We start from the raw sequence: 19,797 nt of genomic DNA, 5'->3' as shown, positions 1-19,797 counted from the left end.
AGGTTCAGCGCACCTGCACCCCACCCGCCGACCCAGGTGCAGCCAGGCGAACAGCACAACGACCGGCCCAGTCCTGGCCGCCGCGACACAGGAGGCCCGATGAGCGCGATGCCGCAGGAAGGCGATCTCGCCCTGGAGGCCGAGATCGTCTGGCTCGAAGACCCCACCGACCTCGACTACGTCCGTCAGGCACTCGACAAGGTCAACTACCGTACAGGCAAACCTCGTTACGAGCGCGACGGCCGCATCATCGGCTACAGCAACCTCAAGCCCAAAGCCCCCCGCAGCCAGGACAGCGGACTGTTCGCCCGCCGCACCTTCTACCTGCTGCCCCACGACCGCCCCAACTGCCCCGGTGACCCGGACTGCCCCTACAACGTGGGCGCCCCCCTCGAAGCAGTCGACCCACGGACCATCGCGGTAGGAAAAGTCGGACAGAAAACCGCCCGCTCGCAGGGCACAGCAGAGATAGTGGCCGCCGGATCCTGAGAAACGACCAAAATCCCGCCCCGTCCCACCGAACCCAGACGAGGCCAGGGCGGCCCGACGATGGTGCAGGCACGGGAGCGGCCGGGGTATCGAGCCGGCCACCTCCTGCAGGGACTGATGCGACGGTTCACCCCGCCCTGCGGGACGCCCTCGCACGAGCACGTGCCAGACGCCGGGAGGAGGCGCCCGCGACGGCACCTGACCCTTGCAGAAAGGGCAGGCTGGGCCCCTCTCCTGTTCTAAAAGGATGCTGTGCACCGGTACAGCGCGCCGAGAGAACACTGATCGGACTGGTGGAGCGGGCGTGAGCACTCCCTCGGAAGAGCAGAACATGAGCCCGGAGCGACCCCACCTGGATCGAGACGCGACATTGGATGGACCACTCGAACGCAAGTCGCAGCTCCGGGAGTTGTGGCAACAGCCGCTGAGGCTCCTCGGACCTCTCGAACACAGCGCGCATGCCGACGCCGAGCTCGGCGAGATCACGTACGACGACTTCCGCAAGATCGCCGAGGATCCAGACACAGCGGCCCGCTTTGAGCGACTCCGCGCGGACTCCGAAGCGCGCACCAAGCGATGGCTTGACACCTATGCGGCCCTTCACACGCCGGCCTCCGGAAAGCCCCCGCACGACCGCGAACAACATCAGTCCGTAACGCCCCAGCAGCCCGGTCACAGTTCCCGCCGATAGCCGCAGGGCGTCGGTGGATGCCGTCGCGCCGCCGCCAGCATCCTGTCGCGACAGTCAGCCACACGATCGCCCCCTGGGACGCCGCGACCGCCTGCAGACTCACACGCACCTGCTGTTGCTCGCCCAGCAGATCACCGAAGCCTGCGAGACGGCCCAACGACCAGTTCTCGTCCGCAACAGCCGCGCTGCCGGACGTCCTCGCCTTCACCGTTGCGCCTCAACTCCAAGGCGCCCACATACACGCCGCCAGCGGCAACAGCTGGCCACCGTCACGCCACGCTCGGCGTGCAGGACGCTCACGCGCCTGACCGACGATCTTGCGCAGGCAGACGAGGCGCTCGAGCGTGCGTGCCGCGACGTCCGGCTACCGGATGCCCGTTGTCTGCTGCGGTGGAGGCTGCTGGTGTACCTGATGATCTGCGGGCGTCGGCTGCCCGGAGGCCGCGGGAGGCCGGTCGGTTGCCCGCCGCGCGACGGCCTGCTGGAGTCTGTCCGCCATGTCGCGGATCTCCGCTTCGCGTCCCGCGTAGGGCGAGGCCCCCTCGGCGCGACGCTGGGTCTGTCCGGGGAGCAGGTCGCCGATCTCGCTGTAGCGGGCCCGGTAGGCGGGGCTGGCGTCTTGCGGGTACTCCGGGGTGATGGCCGCGTCCACCGGCGGGTCGAAGACGGCGCTGTGGGTGACCCACATCTGCTGCGGGGACCGCCAGGACATCCCGACCAACTGCACCTCGATGCCAGGCGAGTTGGCGAACTGCAACCATGTGGCCTTGACGTGGTGCAGCGGCATCTCCTGGTCTGCCAGCGGTAGGACGTGGAAGGTCAGGTGCGTGGCCAGCTGCTGGGACTCTGTGTCGAAGACCTGCTCATGGACGAGGTCCTCGAACGCGCTCTGCTCGGTGGTGCTCCAGGGCGAGTAGTGCGGCAGGCTCCCGTGCCCGATGTGGTCGAGCACGAGCCCGGCCCGCTCGGCGGCGTCGCGACTGCTGTCGTGCACGATGCGGTGCAGCCCAGGCGGAAGGATCACCCGCATCCCGCCGTACAACTCATCGAGTCCCGGATCGGGTCCCTGCACGTCGGGCTCGTGGAAGGCAGGGGCGTACTGCCGGGCCTCGTCCTCCATCGACTCGCCGTACCGGTACACCGCCTCTTGATGACCGTTCACGCCGTGGTACCGGTTCTGGTAGGCATTGCGGGCCTTCTGGGCGGCGACCGTGAGGGGATCGAAGTAGTAAGCCCACTCGGCCGCGGGACGGTTGTGCACGTTGCGTTCCGGCGCAGGCTCGTTGTAGCGGTCCCACCACACCGTTCCCCCCGGGGTCCGCCCGCCGTGGTTGATCCAGGCGGTGGGGTAGGCCGCGTAGAGCGCGTCCATCATCACCGAGGCCAGATACCGGTTGCGGTATTCGGGCGACACCTCCAGGCCTGCGACATCAACGGCCTGCCCGTCGGGGTGGACGTAGACGTCCAGGTGACCCGCATAGGCGCCCCCGACCAGCGCCATGACCCGCTGGCCCGACCACGCCCCGCCCCCGTCGACCTTCCAGTCGGTCAGCCACAGCGACACACCCGCCGCGTCCAGCCGAGCCTCGGCCCCCGCCATGGCCGCCTACTCCTGCGACGCGGGCATACCCCAGACCGAGACCAGGCGGCTGCTCGCCCGCCGGACCTGGGGCATGGCTTGAAGAGCCTCCGCCACGGACTCCTCCACCTCCTGCGCCGCCCTGCCACCGGGCAGGCGCGGAAAGGCGCCGCTCTCGGTCTCCAGAACGGCCTGCACCGTGACCGACATGCCGAGTTCGGGCGAGGGAGGCCGAGGGACGGGGTGGGTGACCACCTGGGCGGTGCGCTCAACCTCCCCTCGGTCATTGGGCTTTGACGGGGAGTCGAAGATGACCTCGGCGCCGCTGCTCAGCAGGGCCATCAACCGATCGACCTCAGCGGGCGGTCCGATCAGCTGTACCTGCGTGAAGGCCGGGCCCGGCGAGGGGGACTCTGCACTCACCACTGCTCCCTGGGGAAGACGGGCGGCCGGACCGCCCGGTGTGACCTGGATGGAGGCGCCGCAGTCGGCGCGCCCGCCAGTGTCGCAGGCGACGACATGGCTGAGGTCAACAGTGCAGAACCCGCTGTCCGCGGAAGAGGAACGAGGCCTGGCTGCCCAGGGCCCGGGACAGCGACCGCTGAGCGCGTCCCGGCCGGCGGAACGTCGCTGGACGCCCAGGACTTCGAGGCCCAAGCCGGCCCGGAAGGGCGCAGCCACACGTTGCGGGCACCGCCCGCACAGCACCAGCGGGCGGGCAGACCTTCCGGCCCCGCGCGGGCCCAGAGCCCGGAAGTTTCCGGCGACGCCGTCGGAGGTGTCCGCCCGACACCGGCCGCTCGGCGTACCGCCGAGCGGACCCGCCCAGCCGTCCGGGAGCCCGTTCAACCCGCTCGGCGGACCAGCGGCGGAACTCGCCTCCCACCCGTCGGGAAGGGGAGAGTATGTAACGTTTTGCCCCTGGCTATCGCGGGCGCCCCTTGCTGAGATCAGCCTGCCCGACACAGCCGCGGCCACCTGGCTTCCTTGCCTGTGCTCCTACCGGCCGTCCCTGAATCCGGGCAGAACGCGACTTCGAGACCAGCGGAGGCCCCATGCCGCCTGTTATAGCCCCAGCCTCTGCTGTCCCATCGTCTTCGGCCCCAGCGGCACCGCGAGCAGTCCGTGCCGGGGCGTGGCCTGCTGCCGTCTGGGCACTGCTGATAGGAACCTTCGCTGTCCGGGCCGCCGGGTTCGTCTACCCCTACCTCGCCTACCACCTCTCCGCGCGCGAAGTCGCAGCCCAGACCACCACCCTGATCCTGGCTCTGTTCGGCGCCGGATGGCTCGCCGGCCAGCTCGTGTGCGGTGTCCTTGCCGACCGCATCGGGCGCCGGGCCACCCTCGCCGGTGCCATGGCCACGGCCGCGATCACCTTCACCGTCCTGGCGCAGAGCCACACCGTCGTCTCCCTGTCGGCGGCGTCCTTCGTCGCCGGACTCGTCTACGACTCGCCGCGACCGATCGTGTCTGCCGTCATCGCCGAGACCGTCCCCGACGAGCCCACCCGGGCCCGCGTCGCCGGGTGGCGGCACTTCGCCACCAATCTCGGCGCCACCACCACCGGAGCTGTCGGGGGCGCACTCGCGGCCCCGCTCGGCTTCCCCGCCCTCTTCCTCTTCAACGCCGCGGTGTGCGCCGTGTTCGCGTTCATCGCCTTGAAGGCCGTCTCCCCGCGTGCCCACCGGACCAGTACTGCCGGTCCATCCGGAAGCTACCGGGCTGCCTTCGGCGACATCCGGCTGATCTTGCTGTGGCTCGCGAGTGTCTGCGCCTTCGTGCCGGTCACAGCTCTGTTCTCGGTCCTGCCCCTGATGATGTCCGAGGACGGCCTGCCCGCCTCCGCCTACGGATGGGCCCAGGCCGCCGGCGCCGCAGCTGTGCTGATCCTCTCGCCCCTGATGAACGGCTGGCTGGCACGCCGCGCCGCCGGCCCCTCTCCCATGGTCGGCCTGCTCGCGGCCGGAGCCGTCGTGCTGGGCGCGGGGATGGGATCGGCCGGATTCGCCTCCACCCCCACGGGCTACGCCGCCGCCGTGGTCCTGGCCGTTCCGGGCGAGATCGTGGCCTTCGTTGCTGCGGCCGACGTCCTCAACAGGATCTCGCCCTCCCACTCTCTGGGCCTGTACGCCGGAATCGGGGGGACCGCCCTGGCCACCGCCGTACTGCTGGCCCCCTTGCTCGCGGGATGGTGTCTGGCCACTGGCGGCCATCTCCTGGTCTCCCTGGCCCTGACCAGTTGCGGTCTGGCCGGAGCCGCCGCCTGCCGCCCGCTGAAGGCCCTGACCAGCCCGCCCTGCCCACCCCGGACGCCTGACTCTCCTGGAGCCCCCTCCGCGCCCCTCTGGCGAGCATCGTCGCCGCCTACCCGCTCGTCCTCGCGGACGCAGATGCCCCCGACTGGCCGGTGAACTGACGGACGTGGGGGCTGCACGTGACCCACTGGTGGACCGACCCCGACCCACCTCCACGGTCTGGCCTCGGCGCCCCGCGACGACGACCCGACACCGTCGAGGTGACCGCTCTGCCGCACGAGCCGCCGGACACGGTGCAGGCCTCCGTGGATTCCTCGAGCCGGCGCGGAGGCCTCAGACCGTGGCACCGACCAGTCTCCGAACTGGCCTACAGGGGAGTGCCGGTGGCCTGGTGAGGGCTGCGACTGTTGCTCTGGTGAGGGATAGTTTTGCCGTGTAGCGTCGCTGCCAGATGTCGTGGTTCGCAGTACCTGCCCGCGCTGTGGCGCGGGCGCTTTGCTGTGCAGTGCCGGACCAGGGCGATCACCTCCAGGGCCGCGCGGTGCGGCTCCTGACAGCGACTGAGAGGCACCAGCATGGCCAGCGGAACCGTCAAGTGGTTCAACGCCGAAAAGGGCTTCGGCTTCATCCAGCAGGACGGCGGCGGGCCGGACGTCTTCGCGCACTACTCCAACATCAACGCCTCCGGCTTCCGTGAGCTGCAGGAAGGCCAGGCGGTCACCTTCGACATCACCCAAGGCCAGAAGGGCCCGCAGGCGGAGAACATCACGCCTGCCTGACCCCCCGGACGTCATCAGGGCCCGGAAGCACCTGCTCCGGGCCCTGATCCGTATCGCCGGGCGCTAGTCCAGCCCGGCGTAGGCGATGCTGAGGACCGTGATGGTCCGGGTCTGGTCCCCGATCAGGAGGACCACGGCGAGGTCGCCCGCGGCCCACAGCCTCATCAGCCCGTCGTCGACATCCCCGTACGGGCTGGTGGCCGCCCGGGGATCGTTGACCGAGTCGAGGAGGAACTGCGCGACCCGAGCGCGCGCCTTGTCCGGAAGATCCCGGTATACGGCGTGGAGGGTGGAGTCCATATAGAGCCGGTACATCATGGTTCAGGCAGCCCGGCTCTCCACGATCAGCTCGGTGACGTCGGTGTACTCCGCGGGCAGCTGTCCGCCGTGCTCCCGCTGGTAGACGTGCAGCGCACGACCGCGTTCGACGGCGCCCTCGAGTTCCGTGATGACCTTGACCCACTTCTCGCCGAGCGCCGCGAGCCCGGACAACGGCGTGGTGTTCAGCTGCCGCAGGAATTCCATGCGCATGCCGGCATCCGGCAGGGAATGAGCGATGGAGTCCGGGGTCCAATCGTCGCTACCCATGATCACAACCGCCTCGAAGTCGTCGGCACACGCCGCTGCTGCCCCCAGGATAGCCGCCCGGTCTCGCCCGGCGGGAGACAACCCGCACGAGCACCCGCCGCCCGCGGGCATGACGCCATCGTCAAGACCCGCACCCGCCGGACGACCCGGGAGAACAACCGGTGCGCTCCGCTGCCCGCCCTGGCCGATCCGGACGATCCCGCCGCGCGGGAGCGCCAGGCAGGACGCTGCCGCAGCCGATGGGACGGTGTCCGGCACCAGGCGCTCGGCGTCAGCCACGCCTGATTGCCTCGGAACTGCCCGGCACCCCGACCACAAGAACCGGGCCCCGGCGAGAAGCCCGGGGGACCCCGCGCTGCCGAACATTCTGGCTCCTGACCGGCAGCTTCCTCACGGTACGGGCCCGCTGGCAGGGTCCGTCCCTCCCACAGCCCTCAAAGAGAGGCAGCATCGATGCGGTTGCACCTCATCATCGGCCCCACCGCCATCGGCAAGACCCGCCTTGCCGTCGCAGTGGCTGTCACGAGCGGCTGCCCGGTCATCGCCCTGGACCGCATCCAGTGCCATCCCGAGATCGCTGTCGGCTCCGGCCGTCCCCTTACGGAGGAACTGGGGGGCACGCAGCGCGTGTACCTCGACACCCGTCCCCTCTCTCATGGCCCGATCTCCGCCAGTACCGCCGTCGATCAACTGGTCCGCACGCAGCAGCAGATGCTCGACGATGGCGTGACCACGCTGGCCATGGAGGGCGGATCGATCTCGATGCTGCACGAGCTCGCCATCCGCACGGACTGGCGCGAGGGCTGGACAGTCCGCGTCACGGTCTGCGAAGAGAGCAGCGCACGCCGGTACGAGGAGAAGGTCGCCTCACGCGTGGAGCAGATGCTCGGCTACGGCGCCGACCCGGCCGGCCCGCGCACCCTGCTGGACGACCTTGCTGCCCTGTGGGATGACCCGCTGGCACTTAAATACGCGTCCGAGGTGCTCGGGTACCGGGAGGCGATTGACCTGTGCGAACGGCAGGGCTTCTCGGCACGCGAGCTGACGGGCCCTCACGGACGCTTGTGGCGCTACGAACTGAGCGGGCGGATCCGGGACGGCCACCTGGCGTACTCATGCCAGCAGCGTGCGGCGATCGCCGCGGCCCTGCCCGCCCTCCACGACTTCGCCGAAGGAGTCCAGTGGTACCGGACCTGACCCACCACGCTGTTGCGGCGCGGCAGTTGCGGGTGACGGTGTTCTGCGGCGCAGCCCCGGCGTCTGCCGAGTACCTGCGAGCCGCCACGGCGATGGGCCGGCTCCTGGCCGAGCATCAGATCCATGTCCTCTACGGCGGTGGTCGGCTCGGTCTCATGGGCGCCCTCGCCGATGCTGCCCTGGCCGCCGGAGGCCATGTCACCGGCATCATCCCCCAGTTTCTCAGTTCCCCCGACATCGTCCATTCCCGCCTCACCGTCCTGCAGATCGTGCCGGACATGGCCACCCGCAAGAGGCGGCTCATCGAGGCGGCGGACGCCGTGCTCGCGCTTCCCGGCGGGTTCGGCACGCTCGACGAACTCGCCTACGTGTGGGCGAGTGCCGCGCTAGGCTCCCGCACCTGGCCCGTCGGCCTTCTCAACATCCGCGGCTACTACACACCTCTCGTGAACTTTGTCCGCACGGCAGCGGACAGCGGCTTCCTTGCCCACCACGACCACTTGCGGCTGGAGGATCTGCTGCTGGCCGACGACGACCCAGCCAGGCTCCTGGACACTCTCGCCTCCCGCACCCGGCTCCCCACCCCCACAGGCATCCAGCGGATACCGGCCACTGCTCGGGAGCTGCGGTGACCGCCCCTTCACCGGCCATGCCGGCCGGCACGTACCCGCACCTTGACCTTCATCCGAGGCCCGACCTCCACCAGCGCCTGTCCGAACTGCGCGGGCACGGCCCCGTGGTCCGGGTGGCCTTGCACAACCGTGTGCCCGCGTGGCTCGTTTCCGGCGCGGCCGATGTCGAGAGCGCGCTGACCGACCCAAGACTCAGCAGCAACGACCGCTGGCTGCATCCCGGAGGGGGCGGTGCGGGCCGGTCCACCGTGAAGGTCTCACTGATGGGACTGGACGGCCCGGAGCACATGCGGCTGCGCCGAATCCTCGCCCGCCCCTTCACCCCACGGAGTGTCGACGGCCTCCGTCCGCGCGTGCAGGCCCTGACCGACGAACTCGTCGACCGCCTGAAACGACAGCCTGCCGCCGACCTCGTCCAGGACCTGGCGCTTCCCCTGCCCCTCCATGTCATCTGCGACGTGCTCGGTGTCCCGCAGACGAACCGGGACGACGTTCACCGACTCGCTCAGCGCCTGCTCGACCCCAGCACGGATCCCCGCGTGCGTGAGCAACTGCGCGGTCGCCTCGGCAACCTCATCGACGTCCAGGACACTCCCGCCGACGGCGCCACCTTCACCAGCACGCTCCTCCGGGACAGCGCTCTGACCGCCAGGGAGACCGTCGATGCGAGCGTGCTGCTTCTGATCGCTGGCTATGAAACAACCGCCAAGCTCATCGGCAGCATCCTCCTGTGGCTGCTGGAACGCCCGGCGCGGTATCGGGCCCTCACCCGCGACCCCTCCCTCATCCCGGCGGTCGTCGACGAACTCCTGCGACTGCAGGGGCCGGTGACGCTCGGAGTCACGCGCTACAGCACGACCGATGTCACCATCAGCGGCACCCTCATACCCGCCGGCCAGCGGGTCCTGCTCAGCCTTGGAGCGGCCGACCGCGACCCCAGGCGCTGGCCCCACCCAGACAGCTACGACCTCGCCCGGTCTCCGGGCGGGCGGAGTCTCGCCTTCGGACACGGACCCCACTTCTGTCTCGGCGCTCATCTCGCCCGTCTCGAGGCCCAGACGGTCCTGGCCGTGCTCGCTCGCCGCATCCCTCGTCTCGCTCTCGCCGAGCCCGCCCGATCCCTCGGCCGACAAGCCGGGATCTTCCACGGCCCGGCCCTGCTCCCCGTATGGGTTGACCCCGTCCCCCGGCACGCGCGCAGTCGGCGCGAAGCCCGGAGCCCGGGAAAGGTGTAGAGACCGCGTGGTGGACGGTGGGCGGGACCTCGCCGCCGACTGGTCCGGCAGGGCGTCCAGCAGCAGGCCTCGGAGGTCTGTTCGGGCCGCTTCCACGTGCCCAGGCCGACGACCGGACCGGTGTGAGGCCGGTGGACGAGACTTGGCAGCGCAACGCGGCGTCACTCTCAACTGCCGCCTGGGCGGGCGCCGGGCGGCGGGAGGCCGGGCCGGTAGGAGGCGTGGATGTCCGTGACGGCCTGCTGCCAGGCTGTCCGGGCGCCGTTGCCGTCGCCCGCCTGAGCCAGGTGCCGGTAGTGCGGGCGCGGCGTCTGGCTGCCGGTGGTGATCAGGAGGGCCAGCGGGCGGGTGGAGCGGGAGCGGGCGGACGCGAACTCCAGGGCCCGGCACTGCTGTTCCTCGCCCAGCTCGGCCAGTCCTTTGACCTGCGCGCACAGCTGATCCCAGGTGATGGTCGCGCCGAGCCGGGCGGTGTGCTCGAGGACATCGCGCGCGGCGTCCGCCACGGCGTCGGCGCCGACGGGGACGGAGGGGAGGCCCGGCCCGCGGCGCTTGCGCCGCTCCGGTGCCGCTGCGGGGCGGGCGGGGGTCTCCACGGCGGCTGCCGGCAGAACAGGGATTCGTGCAGCAGGTGCCGCTTTCGGTGCGGCGGGCGGTGCGGACGGCTGGGTGCGCTGCTGCCAGGCGGAGATCTGTCGGCGCTGCTGGCGGGTCAGCCAGGACCCGGCCTGGCCTGCCCTCTCCTGCAGCCGGGCCACCAGGCGCTGTTGCTCGCCGGGGCGCAGATGGGTGCGGCGTCGGTCGAGCGTGTCCAGGAGGTCGGCGACCGCCTCGGCCGCCTGCCCGGCCGGGCTCCTGCTCGTGCGCCCGGCCCGGGAGACGCGCCCGCGCCGTGGCGCGGCAACGGGCGGGGCACCGACTCCGCGGTCCTTGGCCAGGAGCAGGTCGGCGGCGTGGCGGAGCAGGTCGTTCTCCTCGGCGCTCGCGCCGCCGTGGGTGAGCGCCTCTGCATGGGCGAGGCAGTGGCGCAGTGTGCTGCTGGTGAAGTGCTGGTCCTCGATGACCTTGCGCAGGGCGTCGAACGCCGCCGGTCGGTCGTCCGGCGCCTGCGGCGCGGCCACCGGCCGCACTGAGGCTGCGGGGCGAGCCGGCGTGGTGCGGCGCGGAAAGGCGGCCGGGGAACGGCTGCTGCTGCGCAGGCGGCGGATCTCCGCGACCGCGGGTGTGGACAGTCCCCACGGCGTCAGACTGCATTCGTCCAGACTGAACCACTCGGTGCGGCCGTGCAGTTGGGTACCGATCATGACGCGGCGCGCAGGGCCGTCGGTGTCGCACCGGATGCGCAGCACGTAGCCGTTGAGGGTCATCTGGTGCGGATCGTGCGCGACGTGCGGGCCGAGCAGCAGATGCGTGCCCTCCTCGGCCGCGGGCAGCGCGGCGTCCGGCTCCAGCAGGACCCGCAGGCAGCCATGGCCGCCCGGCGCGAACAGCAGCTCGCGGCCCAGCTGTTCAGCATCTTCGGGCAGGCGAGCGGCGGCGGCGATGTTCTGCTCGGCCAGCCAGGCGAGGATCTGCTGCTTGATGAAGAGGTGGTCGGCGCCGGAGACGCCCACCGACGTCCTGCGGCACGTGACGCGTCCGGGGCCGGGGATGTGGGCAAAGTGGGCGACCTTGCCATCGGGGACCTTGATCGTCAGGCGGCCCCGGCAGCCGCCCAGCCACTGCCCGCACCAGAACGTTGCCTCGGCGTGGGCCTGCCGGTATTGGCGCGCCTGTTCAGCCTGCATCGGCAGCAGGACGGGTATCTCCGACTCCGCGCTGCCCATCACCGCGGTCTGCACCAAGCGCTGATCCCGGGACACGCCACCTCCCGCACCGGTCCGGTTCGTGATCTCCAGTGTCCCTCTCCGTGAGACAACCACGGAAGCGACTGTCTCCCCCACGCTGCCTGCGACGGGTGGGGGAGCCGAGTGCCCCGGTGCGTGATGCCCGGCGGAGCCAAGCTGGGACAAGGCGGGGCGGACGGACACCCAAAGATCTTGCGATCAATGTAAAATTTTGCGATTATCGCAAAATGCATCCGATACATGAACTCGCCGCCGTGCTCTACCCGTTGCCCGAACCGGGAAGCGTGACTCCGGACGATTGCTTCGACGACGCCCGTGAGCAGATCGAAGTCCTGCGCAAGCAGTACGCCGACAACCTCGATGCCGCCGCCATGGGTACGGACGGCGAACCCCTGATCCTGGCCCTGGAACAGGCCCGGGCGCAGAAGGAGGCCGCCGACCGCCGCATCCGTCTGATCTTCGCCTACGCCCGGGAGTTCTATCCGCCGCGCCGCTATCCCCTTCGCGAACTGGGCGAGGCCTCCGGCTACACCACCTCGGGTGTGACCGCCGCCTACGGCGAGCAGCAGATCAAGCTGGTGCAGAGTCAGATCCACCGTGCCCCCCGGCGTTCCGCCCTCGACGGGGACCCGTCGTGAGCACTGGCCGGACTGTCCTCAGCGGACCGCGGGGTGCCACCCGCAGGACTGCGGCACGCCGGCTGCCGCAGTCCTCGGACCGGCCTGCCTACCGGCTTCTGGCCGATGAGCTGCGCCAGCAGATCCGTGCAGGACGACTCGCGGCCGGCGACCAACTGCCACCTTCTCGTGTCCTGGAGGAGGACTACGGGATCGCCAACATGACTGCCCGCGCCGCCGTGCGGGTCCTGCGCGACGAAGGCCTCGTCCGTACCTTTCAAGGCCTGGGAACCTTCGTCACCGATCCCCTTCCTCCCCTCCCCGATGCCACCGGAGCCGCACCCGCGAGCGCCGACCCGCCCCACATGCCGACAGCGGAATACGCCGAACTGGTCCGCCGTCTCGACCAACTCACCGAGGCCCAGGATGCCTTGCTGCGCCTGCTCGGGCAGGCTGCCCGTCTTGGCGGACGACTGGCCGCATAGGTCACGTCACCGGCCGCGTCCAGCGCTTCACGGCCATCGGCTGCGGCGTGATGCTGACGAGGGCCGGACACGTCCGGTTGGCCGGACGTCCCGACGGTGCTGGCCGTGGCACCCTGAAGGGCATCAGGGGGTAACGTGCGCGCCGTCGAGTCGTCGGTGGACCATCGACAGGGTGGTCAGCAGTTCCAGCAACTCCTCGTCGGTGACCGCGCGGTGAAGCCGCGGCTCGTGCGCGGCCGGATTGCGGAACATGCTGAACAGCCCCTTGACCAGGTTCGCCAGTCCCTTCTGCTCGTCCAGCTCGGGCCCGGTGACGTTCGGGTTGATGGCCACCCGGGCCCGGCCCTGGCCGGGCATGAGTACCGCGTCGACCAGGCGCGCCCCGTCCAGGCCCTGGCCGGTGAGCTGCCGCAGCCGATCGGCCACTGACTTGACTGCCTCCAGGCTGGCGTGGAAGGGGTTCTTGGCCAGGATCTCCAGCGTGCAGTAGCGCAGCACCTCCGGATGCGTGGAGCGGCGGCGCAGCTCCGACCGCAGAGAACTGGCATGCTTGGCCGCCTCGTTGAGGGTGGCCGCGATCGGTCCCCTGGCGAGCCTTCCCTCGTCGTTGACCCGCAGCCCGACGTGGACGAGGACCTCGTTGAGGTCGTCGCACCGACGCGAGAACGTGTGCGGTTCCTGCGCGTAGCGCACGGGGGCCATCGCCTCGGTTATGAACGCGATCACGCAGTTGGCCGCCTGCTGGCGGGCCTGCTGCGTCAGCAGCGCCGTGGCCAGCCGGTCCCGCTTGTTGCCGCCCTCCGCGTCCGGCACTTTCACGGCCGCCAGCAGTTGCCCGATCTCCCGTCCGGTCAGCCCCTGCGCGGTGTCGCCGAGCACACCGGCCACCGCCGTGACGACCCCTGCGGGCCACGTCTCGAATCTATGCGCTGCCATGTCCTTGCCACTTCCCCTCGTTTCATGGCCAACCGGCCAGAATGACACGGGCGCGGGCCGGGCGGCTGCCCCTTTCCCGCGCGCCCGTCGACTGTTCCCGCGCGCGCTGTCAGTGCGGTACGGCAGAGTGAACGGGGCGGAACCGACAGCCGCTCCGCCCCACGCCAGGATCGAGGAGAGTCTGTGAACGACCGCCCGTACCCCCCAGAGTTCACGCACGAGCTGTGGGCGTCGGCCTTGTCCTTCACGATGACCATGCGGCTGACGCCTGGGCATCCATGCTGGGGCAGGGAGTGCGGTTCCTGATGCCGCCGAAGGTGGAGGCGTTGCCCGGGTCGAGGACCGTGCCGCGGCGCTGGCGGACGCCGAGCGGGAGCGGCTGGCGACGGGGGATCTGCTCCCAGTACCAGCCCTGACCGGTCCGCGCCGGGGCCGACGCGATGGCGTACGGCCCGGGGAAGCTGCTCCTGAAACGGCTCCGGCCCTCGGCGACGTGATTTCGCCGAGGGCCGGATCGTCGTAGCGGGGGCGGGATTTGAACCTGCGACCTCTGGGTTATGAGCCCAGCGAGCTACCGAGCTGCTCCACCCCGCGTCGGTGTCACCAGCGTACGGGATCTGGGCGGCCGTGGCGGGGATTTTCGCGGGGCGCCGCGGCCTGGACGAACGGCCCGCGCCCGCTGACGCTCGGGCCGGCACCAGCCTCGGTGCCAGACCCACCAGGCCGGACAGTCCCCCGCGCGTCAGGTCGCTGGGGAACACGGCGCCGCCCTTCAGCTCGTCGTGCCTGCCATGCCGTCCCCCAGCTGGACGGGTTCTACTGCCGGTGCTGGTGATGCAGCCGGGGGCCGACGCCGACCCAGGCGGGGATGCCGGGCGCAGGCAGCGGGATCCGTCCGTCGCGGGCAGCGTCGTCGGCGAGGAGACGGGCGAAGTCGGCCCGCCGGAGTTCGCAGCCGCGTTGGCCGGCCTCGACGTCGGCGAGGACTTCGCGCAGGGGGTAGGCGCGTACTTCGATCCGGTCGCGGTGGCTGGTGCGGGCGTTGCGGTGAAGGATCTCGATCCACGACCAGGCGTCCACCCTGCGCGCGAGTGCGAGACGGTCGATCAGGTCGGCCAGGGGCTCGCCGTCGGCGGTCCACGCCGCGTACAGGCGCATCGAGCCGTCGGGCTAGGGAGCGTCGACACGTACCAGGGTCTCGGCTGCGGGGGTCGGCACGGGCGTCTCCGGAGCGGGGAGGTCGGGCAGGCGGCGGGGGAGCGGCGCAGGGCTGCGCATGGTCAACGACGGCGCTGCCGGTACGTCACGGAGCCGGAGGGCGGCGTACGGCGGGCGCGGGCCTGTCCGGGGCGCACCGCGGCCGCCGTCCTCGGCGGCGCGGCGGGGACGGACACCCGGACGTCTTCGGCCGCTATCGGCGGTGTGGGCGTCGAGGTTCGCGAACCAGCGCCCCGCCCGGTATGCCCACCTGCCGGCACCCGCTTCAGGCACGCGCAGCGCCGACGCCGGGCCTCCGGTTGGCAGTTAAAAGCCCCGGGCCCCGCCGGAAACCGGCGAATATCCTGCGGCATTAACAGCGCAGTCTCCCCGCGCGCTACGCTGCTATTCGTTCCCGGCATCATAGGAGGTGAATTACCCATGCCCCGAACAAAAGTACGCACCCGGGCGGCGCGCCGTGTGCCGTGGCCGGACCTCGTGCGGCTCCTGGTGGAGATCGCACGGATCGTGTTCGTCCTGATCCGGTAGTGCGGGCCGCCTCCTGGCGGCCCGCACCCTCCTGATCCCCGGAACCGCTCCCGGCTTCGGACCCTGCGGAGCGGACCGTGGCAGCCCCGGCGGGAAATCCCGCCGGGGCTGCCAGTGTATCGAAATCCCAGACCCGGAAAACCCGAAGTGAAAAATCGGGAGCAGAACATTCGGAAGAACTTTCCGGATCTTCCCCCGGGAAAATCGACGGCGCCACGAAATGAAAACTTCCGCCGGGAAAATTAAAGAGAGAAGCTGCCGGAAAAGTCCGTGACGAAAATGATGGCGACCAGCAAACCGAACCGCAGTCGCGAAATCCTCCATCGCGCAAAAGGCCGGCGAAATGAATCCGGTTTCACCAACTCATCCCGTACACACCACCCAATGTGTACAGTTCGGGGGTATGGATGACACGTACCCGCTGGTGCAGGCCCGCGACGAGCTCGGCCAGCTCGTCAACAGAGTCCGCCACGGCCACGAGACCATCGTGATCAGCGACTACGGCACCCCCGCCGCAGCCCTGATCCCCGTCGACGAACTCGCCGAGCTGCGCCGCCTGCGGGACGAGGCCGACATCGCCGACGCCGAGGCCCGCAAGGCCGCCGGCGGGCCGGTGGTGACGCACGAGGCGTTCATGGCCGAACTGGCGACCGAGGACCGGCAGGCCGCCGCGTCGTGACCTACACCGTGGTGTGGCAGCACCAGGCCACCACCGAGTTCCGCCGCCTGCGCCAGCTCGACCCCCAAGGGGCCAAGGAGTGCGCCGCCGCCGTGCGCGCCCTGGCCGACGACCCCCGCCCGCCCGAGGCCCGGCAGCTGGGCGGCTCCGCCTACTGGCGGATGCCGGTGGGCGACTGGCGCATCCTGTACCAGCCCGAGGACGAGACGATCACCGTGCTCGTCCTGAAGGTCGGCCGCGTCCCCTGAAACCCGCCCTGACACAGGTCAGTTGGCGCCGGAACCGGCACAGACTTGCACTCAGGGCAACACCCGACGAGCGTTGCCCTGAACGCGGCGGCCTCACCACCCACAGCAGTTGCACTCAGGGCAACACCCATCCACCACGCTGCCCAAGCTCGGCCCTTCGCCCAGGGCAGCCCGAAGCCCGCGTACCGCCGTAGCACCTCGACCGAGAGGCCACCGCGCCGCCTCGCGCGCCTTGCTCAGCCGCGTCAGCAGGCGCGAGCCCCTCGACCGCGACCGTCCAGTCGGATCGCACCGCGTGCCGCCCCTGCCCATCTACAGCGGCCCCATCTCGCCGACATGCCGACGAGCAGCATCGTCACCAGCACGAGACCCCTCCGGCCGACCAAGCCTGCACGCGGCCTCCGCCGCGAGCCGCGCCTTCCCGGCCCCGCACGCCCACACCACGAGGTCGGGGGCCGGCCCCGGCTCACTGGCTACTACCTGACGGGCACCCTGCACCGGCGTCCCCGGCACCCAGCCGAACCGGATGCCGGGGACGCCGCCCCCTTGCCCTGAGGGCAACCGGTAAACGACTTGCCCTGAGCGCAACTCGACGACAACCCGACAGAGTTGCACTCAGGGCAACACGCGGACTCCCCATCTGCTCGAACTCGGGCCGCCCAGGATCCGCCCCGTGGTCAGGCGAACAGCCCGATCGCGGCGGCCTCCGCGTACTGATCCTTCGGCAGCTTCGCACGGCGGCTCCGCGTGTTGCTGCGCCAGACTCCGAGCCGCAGCACGTGATGCACCCCTGCCGCGTCCACGACCGTCTCGCGATGATCCCGGGGGATCCGCACATGGCCTTCCCGCTGCCGGTACTGGCGGGCCGCGGTGAGGTTGCGCTCCCAGATGCTGGCCTCCGCCGCCAGCAGTACCTCGTCCCCGCCCGCCCCGGCAGGCAGAGCCCCTCGGACCACTGGCTGCACCCCCACCTCGAGCAGCCGCTGCCGCTGCTTCTCACTGAGCTGGCCCCAGTCCTTCTGCTGCTGGAGGAGCCACAGGCCGATGTCGTCGCCGAACACGAGCATCCCGGGGCGGAGGTCCGCCAGGGTCGTTTCGCCGTCCAGACAGGTCTTCAGGCCGGCGTAGCGGCGCTGCCAGCTGATCGGCCACTCCGGGTTCCAGTCGGGGTCGATCGCACACAGCAGCCCATCACGCCTCCGGGCCCGCTCGGCGTTCTTCCCCAGCCCGCCGGGCTTACGGAAATTTCGCAGGGCCTCGCCGATCGCACGGCCGTCGATGACCGCCTCCCGAGGAGCGGCGAGCGTCCCGTACATCTCGAAGTAGCGCCGCGCGCAGGACACCCACACCTCGAAGGCGGCGTCATGGACCGACCACACCATCCCCAACTCGATGAGCAGGTCGAACCGCCACGGCGCCAACACCCCCTCCCGCTGCGCCCGGCGCTGCTCACTGACCCAGCCGCCCAGCGTGTAGGGCTCGCCGTCCGGCCCGGGCACCGTCTCGGTCAGCGGCACCTTCGCGTGCCCGTGCTCGCCGACCCACCGGCGCAGCAGGTCGTAGCCGGTCAGCCAGATCTCGGAGTCGGGCAGCAGGACCCGGCGCTCCACGAACCGCGCGATCAGGTCCGGATCCCGGGGGGTGGAGAACTTCAGCAGCTGCTCCCACATCTCCGCCGCGCGCCGCTGACTCTCCTCGGCCTGGTCCTGGCCGTCACCGCCGCTGCCGTCGTCCGCGTCGTCGGCGTTCTTCGCCTTGGGCGGGGTGACGGGGTGGGGGTCCAGGCCGGTGATGTCCTCGCTGTCTCCGCGGCCGGTGTGCTCGGTGCGCAGCGTCAGCCGCTCGATGAGGCCGTCGCCGTGTGAACGCAGCCCCTGCAGCACGGCCACCAGGGGCCGGTAGGAGGGCGACGTCAGCATGTCGTCCGGCCTCTCCCCGGGCTGCAAGTACACCGGCACCACGATGCGGGCGACCTTGCCCTCGCCGGGCCGCTGACGAAGGGCCCGCCCCACGTTCTGCACGATCTCCACGGCACTGCCGCGGGAGTCGGCGAACGCCACCCCACCCACTCCCCGGCGCCCACGGATGTCCTGCCCCTCCCCGACGGCCCTGCAGGAAGCCAAGATCGAAAAGTCCGTCTCGCGCCCCTCCTCGTCCACCCCGTTCCCGAACCGGTCCATGACCAGCCGCTTCGCCTCAAGCGTGTGATCCCCACACAGCCACTCCGCCCATACCCGCTCCGGATACCGCCCAGGATCGCCGGCGTGCAGCTCCGCCGCGGTCTCCGGGAAAGCCCGCGAACACGCCATCGCGTCCACGATGCGGTTGTGGAACGTCATCATCGACTTCACGCCCACCTCGGCCGACAGCTTCAGCAGCGCGGCCTGCAACACCGCCAGCCGGCGCCCGCGCACCGCCTCATCGTCCGCGTCCGCCCCCGGCGGTTCAGGATCGGCGATCTCCAGCACGTCGACCTCGAACCGCGCCAGCGTCCCGCGCTCCACCGCCTCCACCAGCCCGTAGGTGAACGCCCGCCTCCCGTACACCGACTCATCGTCCATCGACACCACGAGCCGGCCATCCCCACCCGCTCGGCGGCCCTCCGGTACCGCCCAGATCCTCGGCGTCGCCGTCAGATACAGCCGCCGATCCGCCACGATCCGCGTGTTGTCATGCACCGCCGCCCACGCCTTCGCCGCATCCCCCGACGTATGGTGCGCCTCGTCCGCGACCAGAAGATCGAACGGCTCCAACTGCTGCCCGTACGCGCCCAGCAGCGCCTGCTCGAGCGGTCCAGGAACGTCCTCAACGTCCTCCTGGCGCAAGCTGAGCGAGTCGTAGGTGGCGAACACCCACACCGGCCCCCGCCCGGCCCACAGCCCTAGCTGCGGAGGACTCGTCGTGGCCCGCACCCCAAACTCCGAGAACGCCGCCTTCGACCGCGAGACCACCGCCACCGCCCGCCCGGAGAAGCCTGCGGCACGCCACGCCTCCGCCGTCTGCACCAGCAGGCTCCGCCACGGAGCCATCCACAGCACCCGGCCGCCAGGAGCCACCGTCCGCGCCGTGCCGAACCCCACGGCCGTCTTGCCGGTCCCCGGCGCCGAGACCCCCAAGGCCCGAAGCCCGCCCGGAGGAATCGGAACACCGGCCGGCAACTCCCGTGCCACCGCGGCGATGTGCTCCCCGACGTGACGCCACTCCGGCGCCCCCCGCCCGCTCACCAGGCACCCCTCGGACAGGACACGAACGAGAGCATCATCAGCTACCGCCTTGCACAGTTTGTGATCTTGTCGAGTTGATCAGAGGTGACACCCAGCGGGTCATTTCCCCAAAGCCTACCCACTGATGCATCAACAAAAATCGTGTACTCTGGAGACCTCAACCTACTCCTACAACCGAGATCGCCGCAGGGTTTCCCCTCGACAGTTGCGCAACCAACCAAGGAGTCAAACAACCACCAAGCCGGCGCCAGTTGGCCGTCGCAACCATCGCGGGCACAGTGGGCAACCCGTTGACGGTTGCTCTACTGGTTGCCCACACTGCAACTACTTGAGCAACCGTCAATCAGCCAGTAGACGAAGGCGCCAGCGACACCCCAACCCCGCAGCCAGCCGCTTTTGTCTTGAGAGCAACCACCCGAGGGAGTCAGCGACTAAGACTCAGAACAACCATTACAGGCCCGATGTCGACTGTAGTTGCTTTTGAGCCGCGTAGCGGATCAAAACCGGGACGCCGTCGGCGTCCAAAGCACCCGCTGCGTAGCAGCGGCGCGTCGTGTCTGCGTAGCAGAC

At 70.4% G+C, this 19,797-nt stretch carries 19 protein-coding genes and 1 tRNA gene; 11 read left to right on the top strand and 9 right to left on the bottom strand.

The window, feature by feature from the left end; genetic code table 11:
- Positions 1 to 99 precede the first annotated feature (99 nt).
- On the top strand, positions 100 to 489 hold the full coding sequence (locus ACFWM2_RS32695; protein WP_383287477.1) for a DUF6009 family protein: 390 nt from the start codon (positions 100 to 102) through the stop codon (positions 487 to 489).
- Positions 490 to 793: 304 nt separating this feature from the next.
- Positions 794 to 1,180, top strand: a complete 387-nt coding sequence (locus tag ACFWM2_RS32690) for a hypothetical protein (protein WP_383287475.1) — start codon at positions 794 to 796, stop codon at positions 1,178 to 1,180.
- A 364-nt stretch (positions 1,181 to 1,544) separates the two neighbouring features.
- Here ACFWM2_RS32690 and ACFWM2_RS32685 read toward each other — a convergent pair whose 3' ends face one another.
- Positions 1,545 to 2,780 (bottom strand): hypothetical protein, encoded by a 1,236-nt coding sequence (locus ACFWM2_RS32685; protein ID WP_383287473.1) that lies wholly within the window; start codon positions 2,778 to 2,780, stop codon positions 1,545 to 1,547.
- A gap of 6 nt (positions 2,781 to 2,786) precedes the next feature.
- Positions 2,787 to 3,182, bottom strand: coding sequence for a hypothetical protein (locus ACFWM2_RS32680; RefSeq protein WP_383287471.1), 396 nt, complete (start codon positions 3,180 to 3,182; stop codon positions 2,787 to 2,789).
- A 632-nt stretch (positions 3,183 to 3,814) separates the two neighbouring features.
- Between ACFWM2_RS32680 and ACFWM2_RS32675 the strand changes: the two genes are divergently transcribed.
- Together ACFWM2_RS32675 and ACFWM2_RS32670 are read left to right on the top strand one after the other, a co-directional pair.
- Positions 3,815 to 5,170, top strand: a complete 1,356-nt coding sequence (locus ACFWM2_RS32675; protein ID WP_383287469.1) for an MFS transporter — start codon at positions 3,815 to 3,817, stop codon at positions 5,168 to 5,170.
- Positions 5,171 to 5,589: 419 nt separating this feature from the next.
- Complete coding sequence (locus tag ACFWM2_RS32670; RefSeq protein WP_069934205.1) at positions 5,590 to 5,793, top strand: cold-shock protein; 204 nt, start codon at positions 5,590 to 5,592, stop codon at positions 5,791 to 5,793.
- Between the two features lie 63 nt (positions 5,794 to 5,856).
- Here ACFWM2_RS32670 and ACFWM2_RS32665 read toward each other — a convergent pair whose 3' ends face one another.
- A complete protein-coding gene (locus ACFWM2_RS32665) occupies positions 5,857 to 6,093 on the bottom strand; it encodes a hypothetical protein (RefSeq protein ID WP_383287467.1) in 237 nt (78 codons plus the stop codon).
- A 21-nt stretch (positions 6,094 to 6,114) separates the two neighbouring features.
- Positions 6,115 to 6,381, bottom strand: a complete 267-nt coding sequence (locus ACFWM2_RS32660) for a hypothetical protein (RefSeq protein WP_383287465.1) — start codon at positions 6,379 to 6,381, stop codon at positions 6,115 to 6,117.
- Positions 6,382 to 6,834: 453 nt separating this feature from the next.
- On the opposite strand from ACFWM2_RS32660, the gene ACFWM2_RS32655 reads away from it, so the two are divergent.
- From ACFWM2_RS32655 to ACFWM2_RS32645, 3 genes are read left to right on the top strand one after another with little or no spacing between them, the layout of a single operon-like run.
- A complete protein-coding gene (locus ACFWM2_RS32655) occupies positions 6,835 to 7,578 on the top strand; it encodes an isopentenyl transferase family protein (RefSeq protein ID WP_383287463.1) in 744 nt (247 codons plus the stop codon).
- The gene (locus ACFWM2_RS32650; RefSeq protein ID WP_383287461.1) at positions 7,563 to 8,210 is read left to right on the top strand and encodes a TIGR00730 family Rossman fold protein; all 648 of its coding nucleotides are present in this window, start codon (positions 7,563 to 7,565) and stop codon (positions 8,208 to 8,210) included. The genes ACFWM2_RS32655 and ACFWM2_RS32650 overlap by 16 nt, the downstream gene beginning before the upstream one ends.
- On the top strand, positions 8,207 to 9,445 hold the full coding sequence (locus tag ACFWM2_RS32645; RefSeq protein ID WP_383287459.1) for a cytochrome P450: 1,239 nt from the start codon (positions 8,207 to 8,209) through the stop codon (positions 9,443 to 9,445). The genes ACFWM2_RS32650 and ACFWM2_RS32645 overlap by 4 nt, the downstream gene beginning before the upstream one ends.
- A gap of 167 nt (positions 9,446 to 9,612) precedes the next feature.
- Here the strand turns inward: ACFWM2_RS32645 and ACFWM2_RS32640 are convergent, their stop codons facing one another.
- Positions 9,613 to 11,307 carry a competence protein CoiA family protein gene (locus tag ACFWM2_RS32640; RefSeq protein WP_383287457.1) on the bottom strand — a complete coding sequence of 565 codons (1,695 nt, stop codon included), beginning with the start codon at positions 11,305 to 11,307 and terminating at the stop codon, positions 9,613 to 9,615.
- 212 nt (positions 11,308 to 11,519) lie between these two features.
- Here ACFWM2_RS32640 and ACFWM2_RS32635 point away from each other — a divergent pair, with 212 nt between their 5' ends.
- Complete coding sequence (locus ACFWM2_RS32635) at positions 11,520 to 11,930, top strand: hypothetical protein (protein ID WP_383287455.1); 411 nt, start codon at positions 11,520 to 11,522, stop codon at positions 11,928 to 11,930.
- Positions 11,927 to 12,394: a GntR family transcriptional regulator gene (locus tag ACFWM2_RS32630; protein ID WP_383287453.1), complete on the top strand. Its 468-nt coding sequence runs from the start codon at positions 11,927 to 11,929 to the stop codon at positions 12,392 to 12,394. Before ACFWM2_RS32635 ends, ACFWM2_RS32630 begins: the two co-directional genes overlap by 4 nt.
- Positions 12,395 to 12,517: 123 nt before the next feature.
- Here the strand turns inward: ACFWM2_RS32630 and ACFWM2_RS32625 are convergent, their stop codons facing one another.
- The 3 genes from ACFWM2_RS32625 to ACFWM2_RS32615 all read right to left on the bottom strand — a co-directional run bounded on the left by ACFWM2_RS32625 (position 12,518) and on the right by ACFWM2_RS32615 (position 14,488).
- Positions 12,518 to 13,330, bottom strand: coding sequence for a TIGR02391 family protein (locus tag ACFWM2_RS32625; protein ID WP_383287451.1), 813 nt, complete (start codon positions 13,328 to 13,330; stop codon positions 12,518 to 12,520).
- Positions 13,331 to 13,850: 520 nt separating this feature from the next.
- Positions 13,851 to 13,924, bottom strand: a tRNA-Met gene (locus tag ACFWM2_RS32620).
- 222 nt (positions 13,925 to 14,146) lie between these two features.
- Positions 14,147 to 14,488 (bottom strand): hypothetical protein, encoded by a 342-nt coding sequence (locus ACFWM2_RS32615; RefSeq protein WP_383287449.1) that lies wholly within the window; start codon positions 14,486 to 14,488, stop codon positions 14,147 to 14,149.
- A gap of 991 nt (positions 14,489 to 15,479) precedes the next feature.
- Here ACFWM2_RS32615 and ACFWM2_RS32610 point away from each other — a divergent pair.
- Both ACFWM2_RS32610 and ACFWM2_RS32605 read left to right on the top strand, forming a co-directional pair.
- Complete coding sequence (locus tag ACFWM2_RS32610; RefSeq protein WP_383287447.1) at positions 15,480 to 15,755, top strand: type II toxin-antitoxin system prevent-host-death family antitoxin; 276 nt, start codon at positions 15,480 to 15,482, stop codon at positions 15,753 to 15,755.
- Complete coding sequence (locus tag ACFWM2_RS32605) at positions 15,752 to 16,003, top strand: type II toxin-antitoxin system RelE/ParE family toxin (RefSeq protein WP_383287445.1); 252 nt, start codon at positions 15,752 to 15,754, stop codon at positions 16,001 to 16,003. The genes ACFWM2_RS32610 and ACFWM2_RS32605 overlap by 4 nt, the downstream gene beginning before the upstream one ends.
- 677 nt (positions 16,004 to 16,680) lie before the next feature.
- On the opposite strand, the gene ACFWM2_RS32600 is transcribed toward ACFWM2_RS32605, so the two are convergent.
- On the bottom strand, positions 16,681 to 19,173 hold the full coding sequence (locus tag ACFWM2_RS32600) for a Helicase associated domain protein (protein WP_383287791.1): 2,493 nt from the start codon (positions 19,171 to 19,173) through the stop codon (positions 16,681 to 16,683).
- Positions 19,174 to 19,797: the final 624 nt, after the last annotated feature.

The organism is Streptomyces sp. NPDC058371, assembly GCF_042723265.1.
GTDB lineage: Bacteria > Actinomycetota > Actinomycetes > Streptomycetales > Streptomycetaceae > Streptomyces.
Note: the sequence above shows the minus strand (reverse complement) of the source record. Positions and strands in the feature narration are given on the sequence as shown.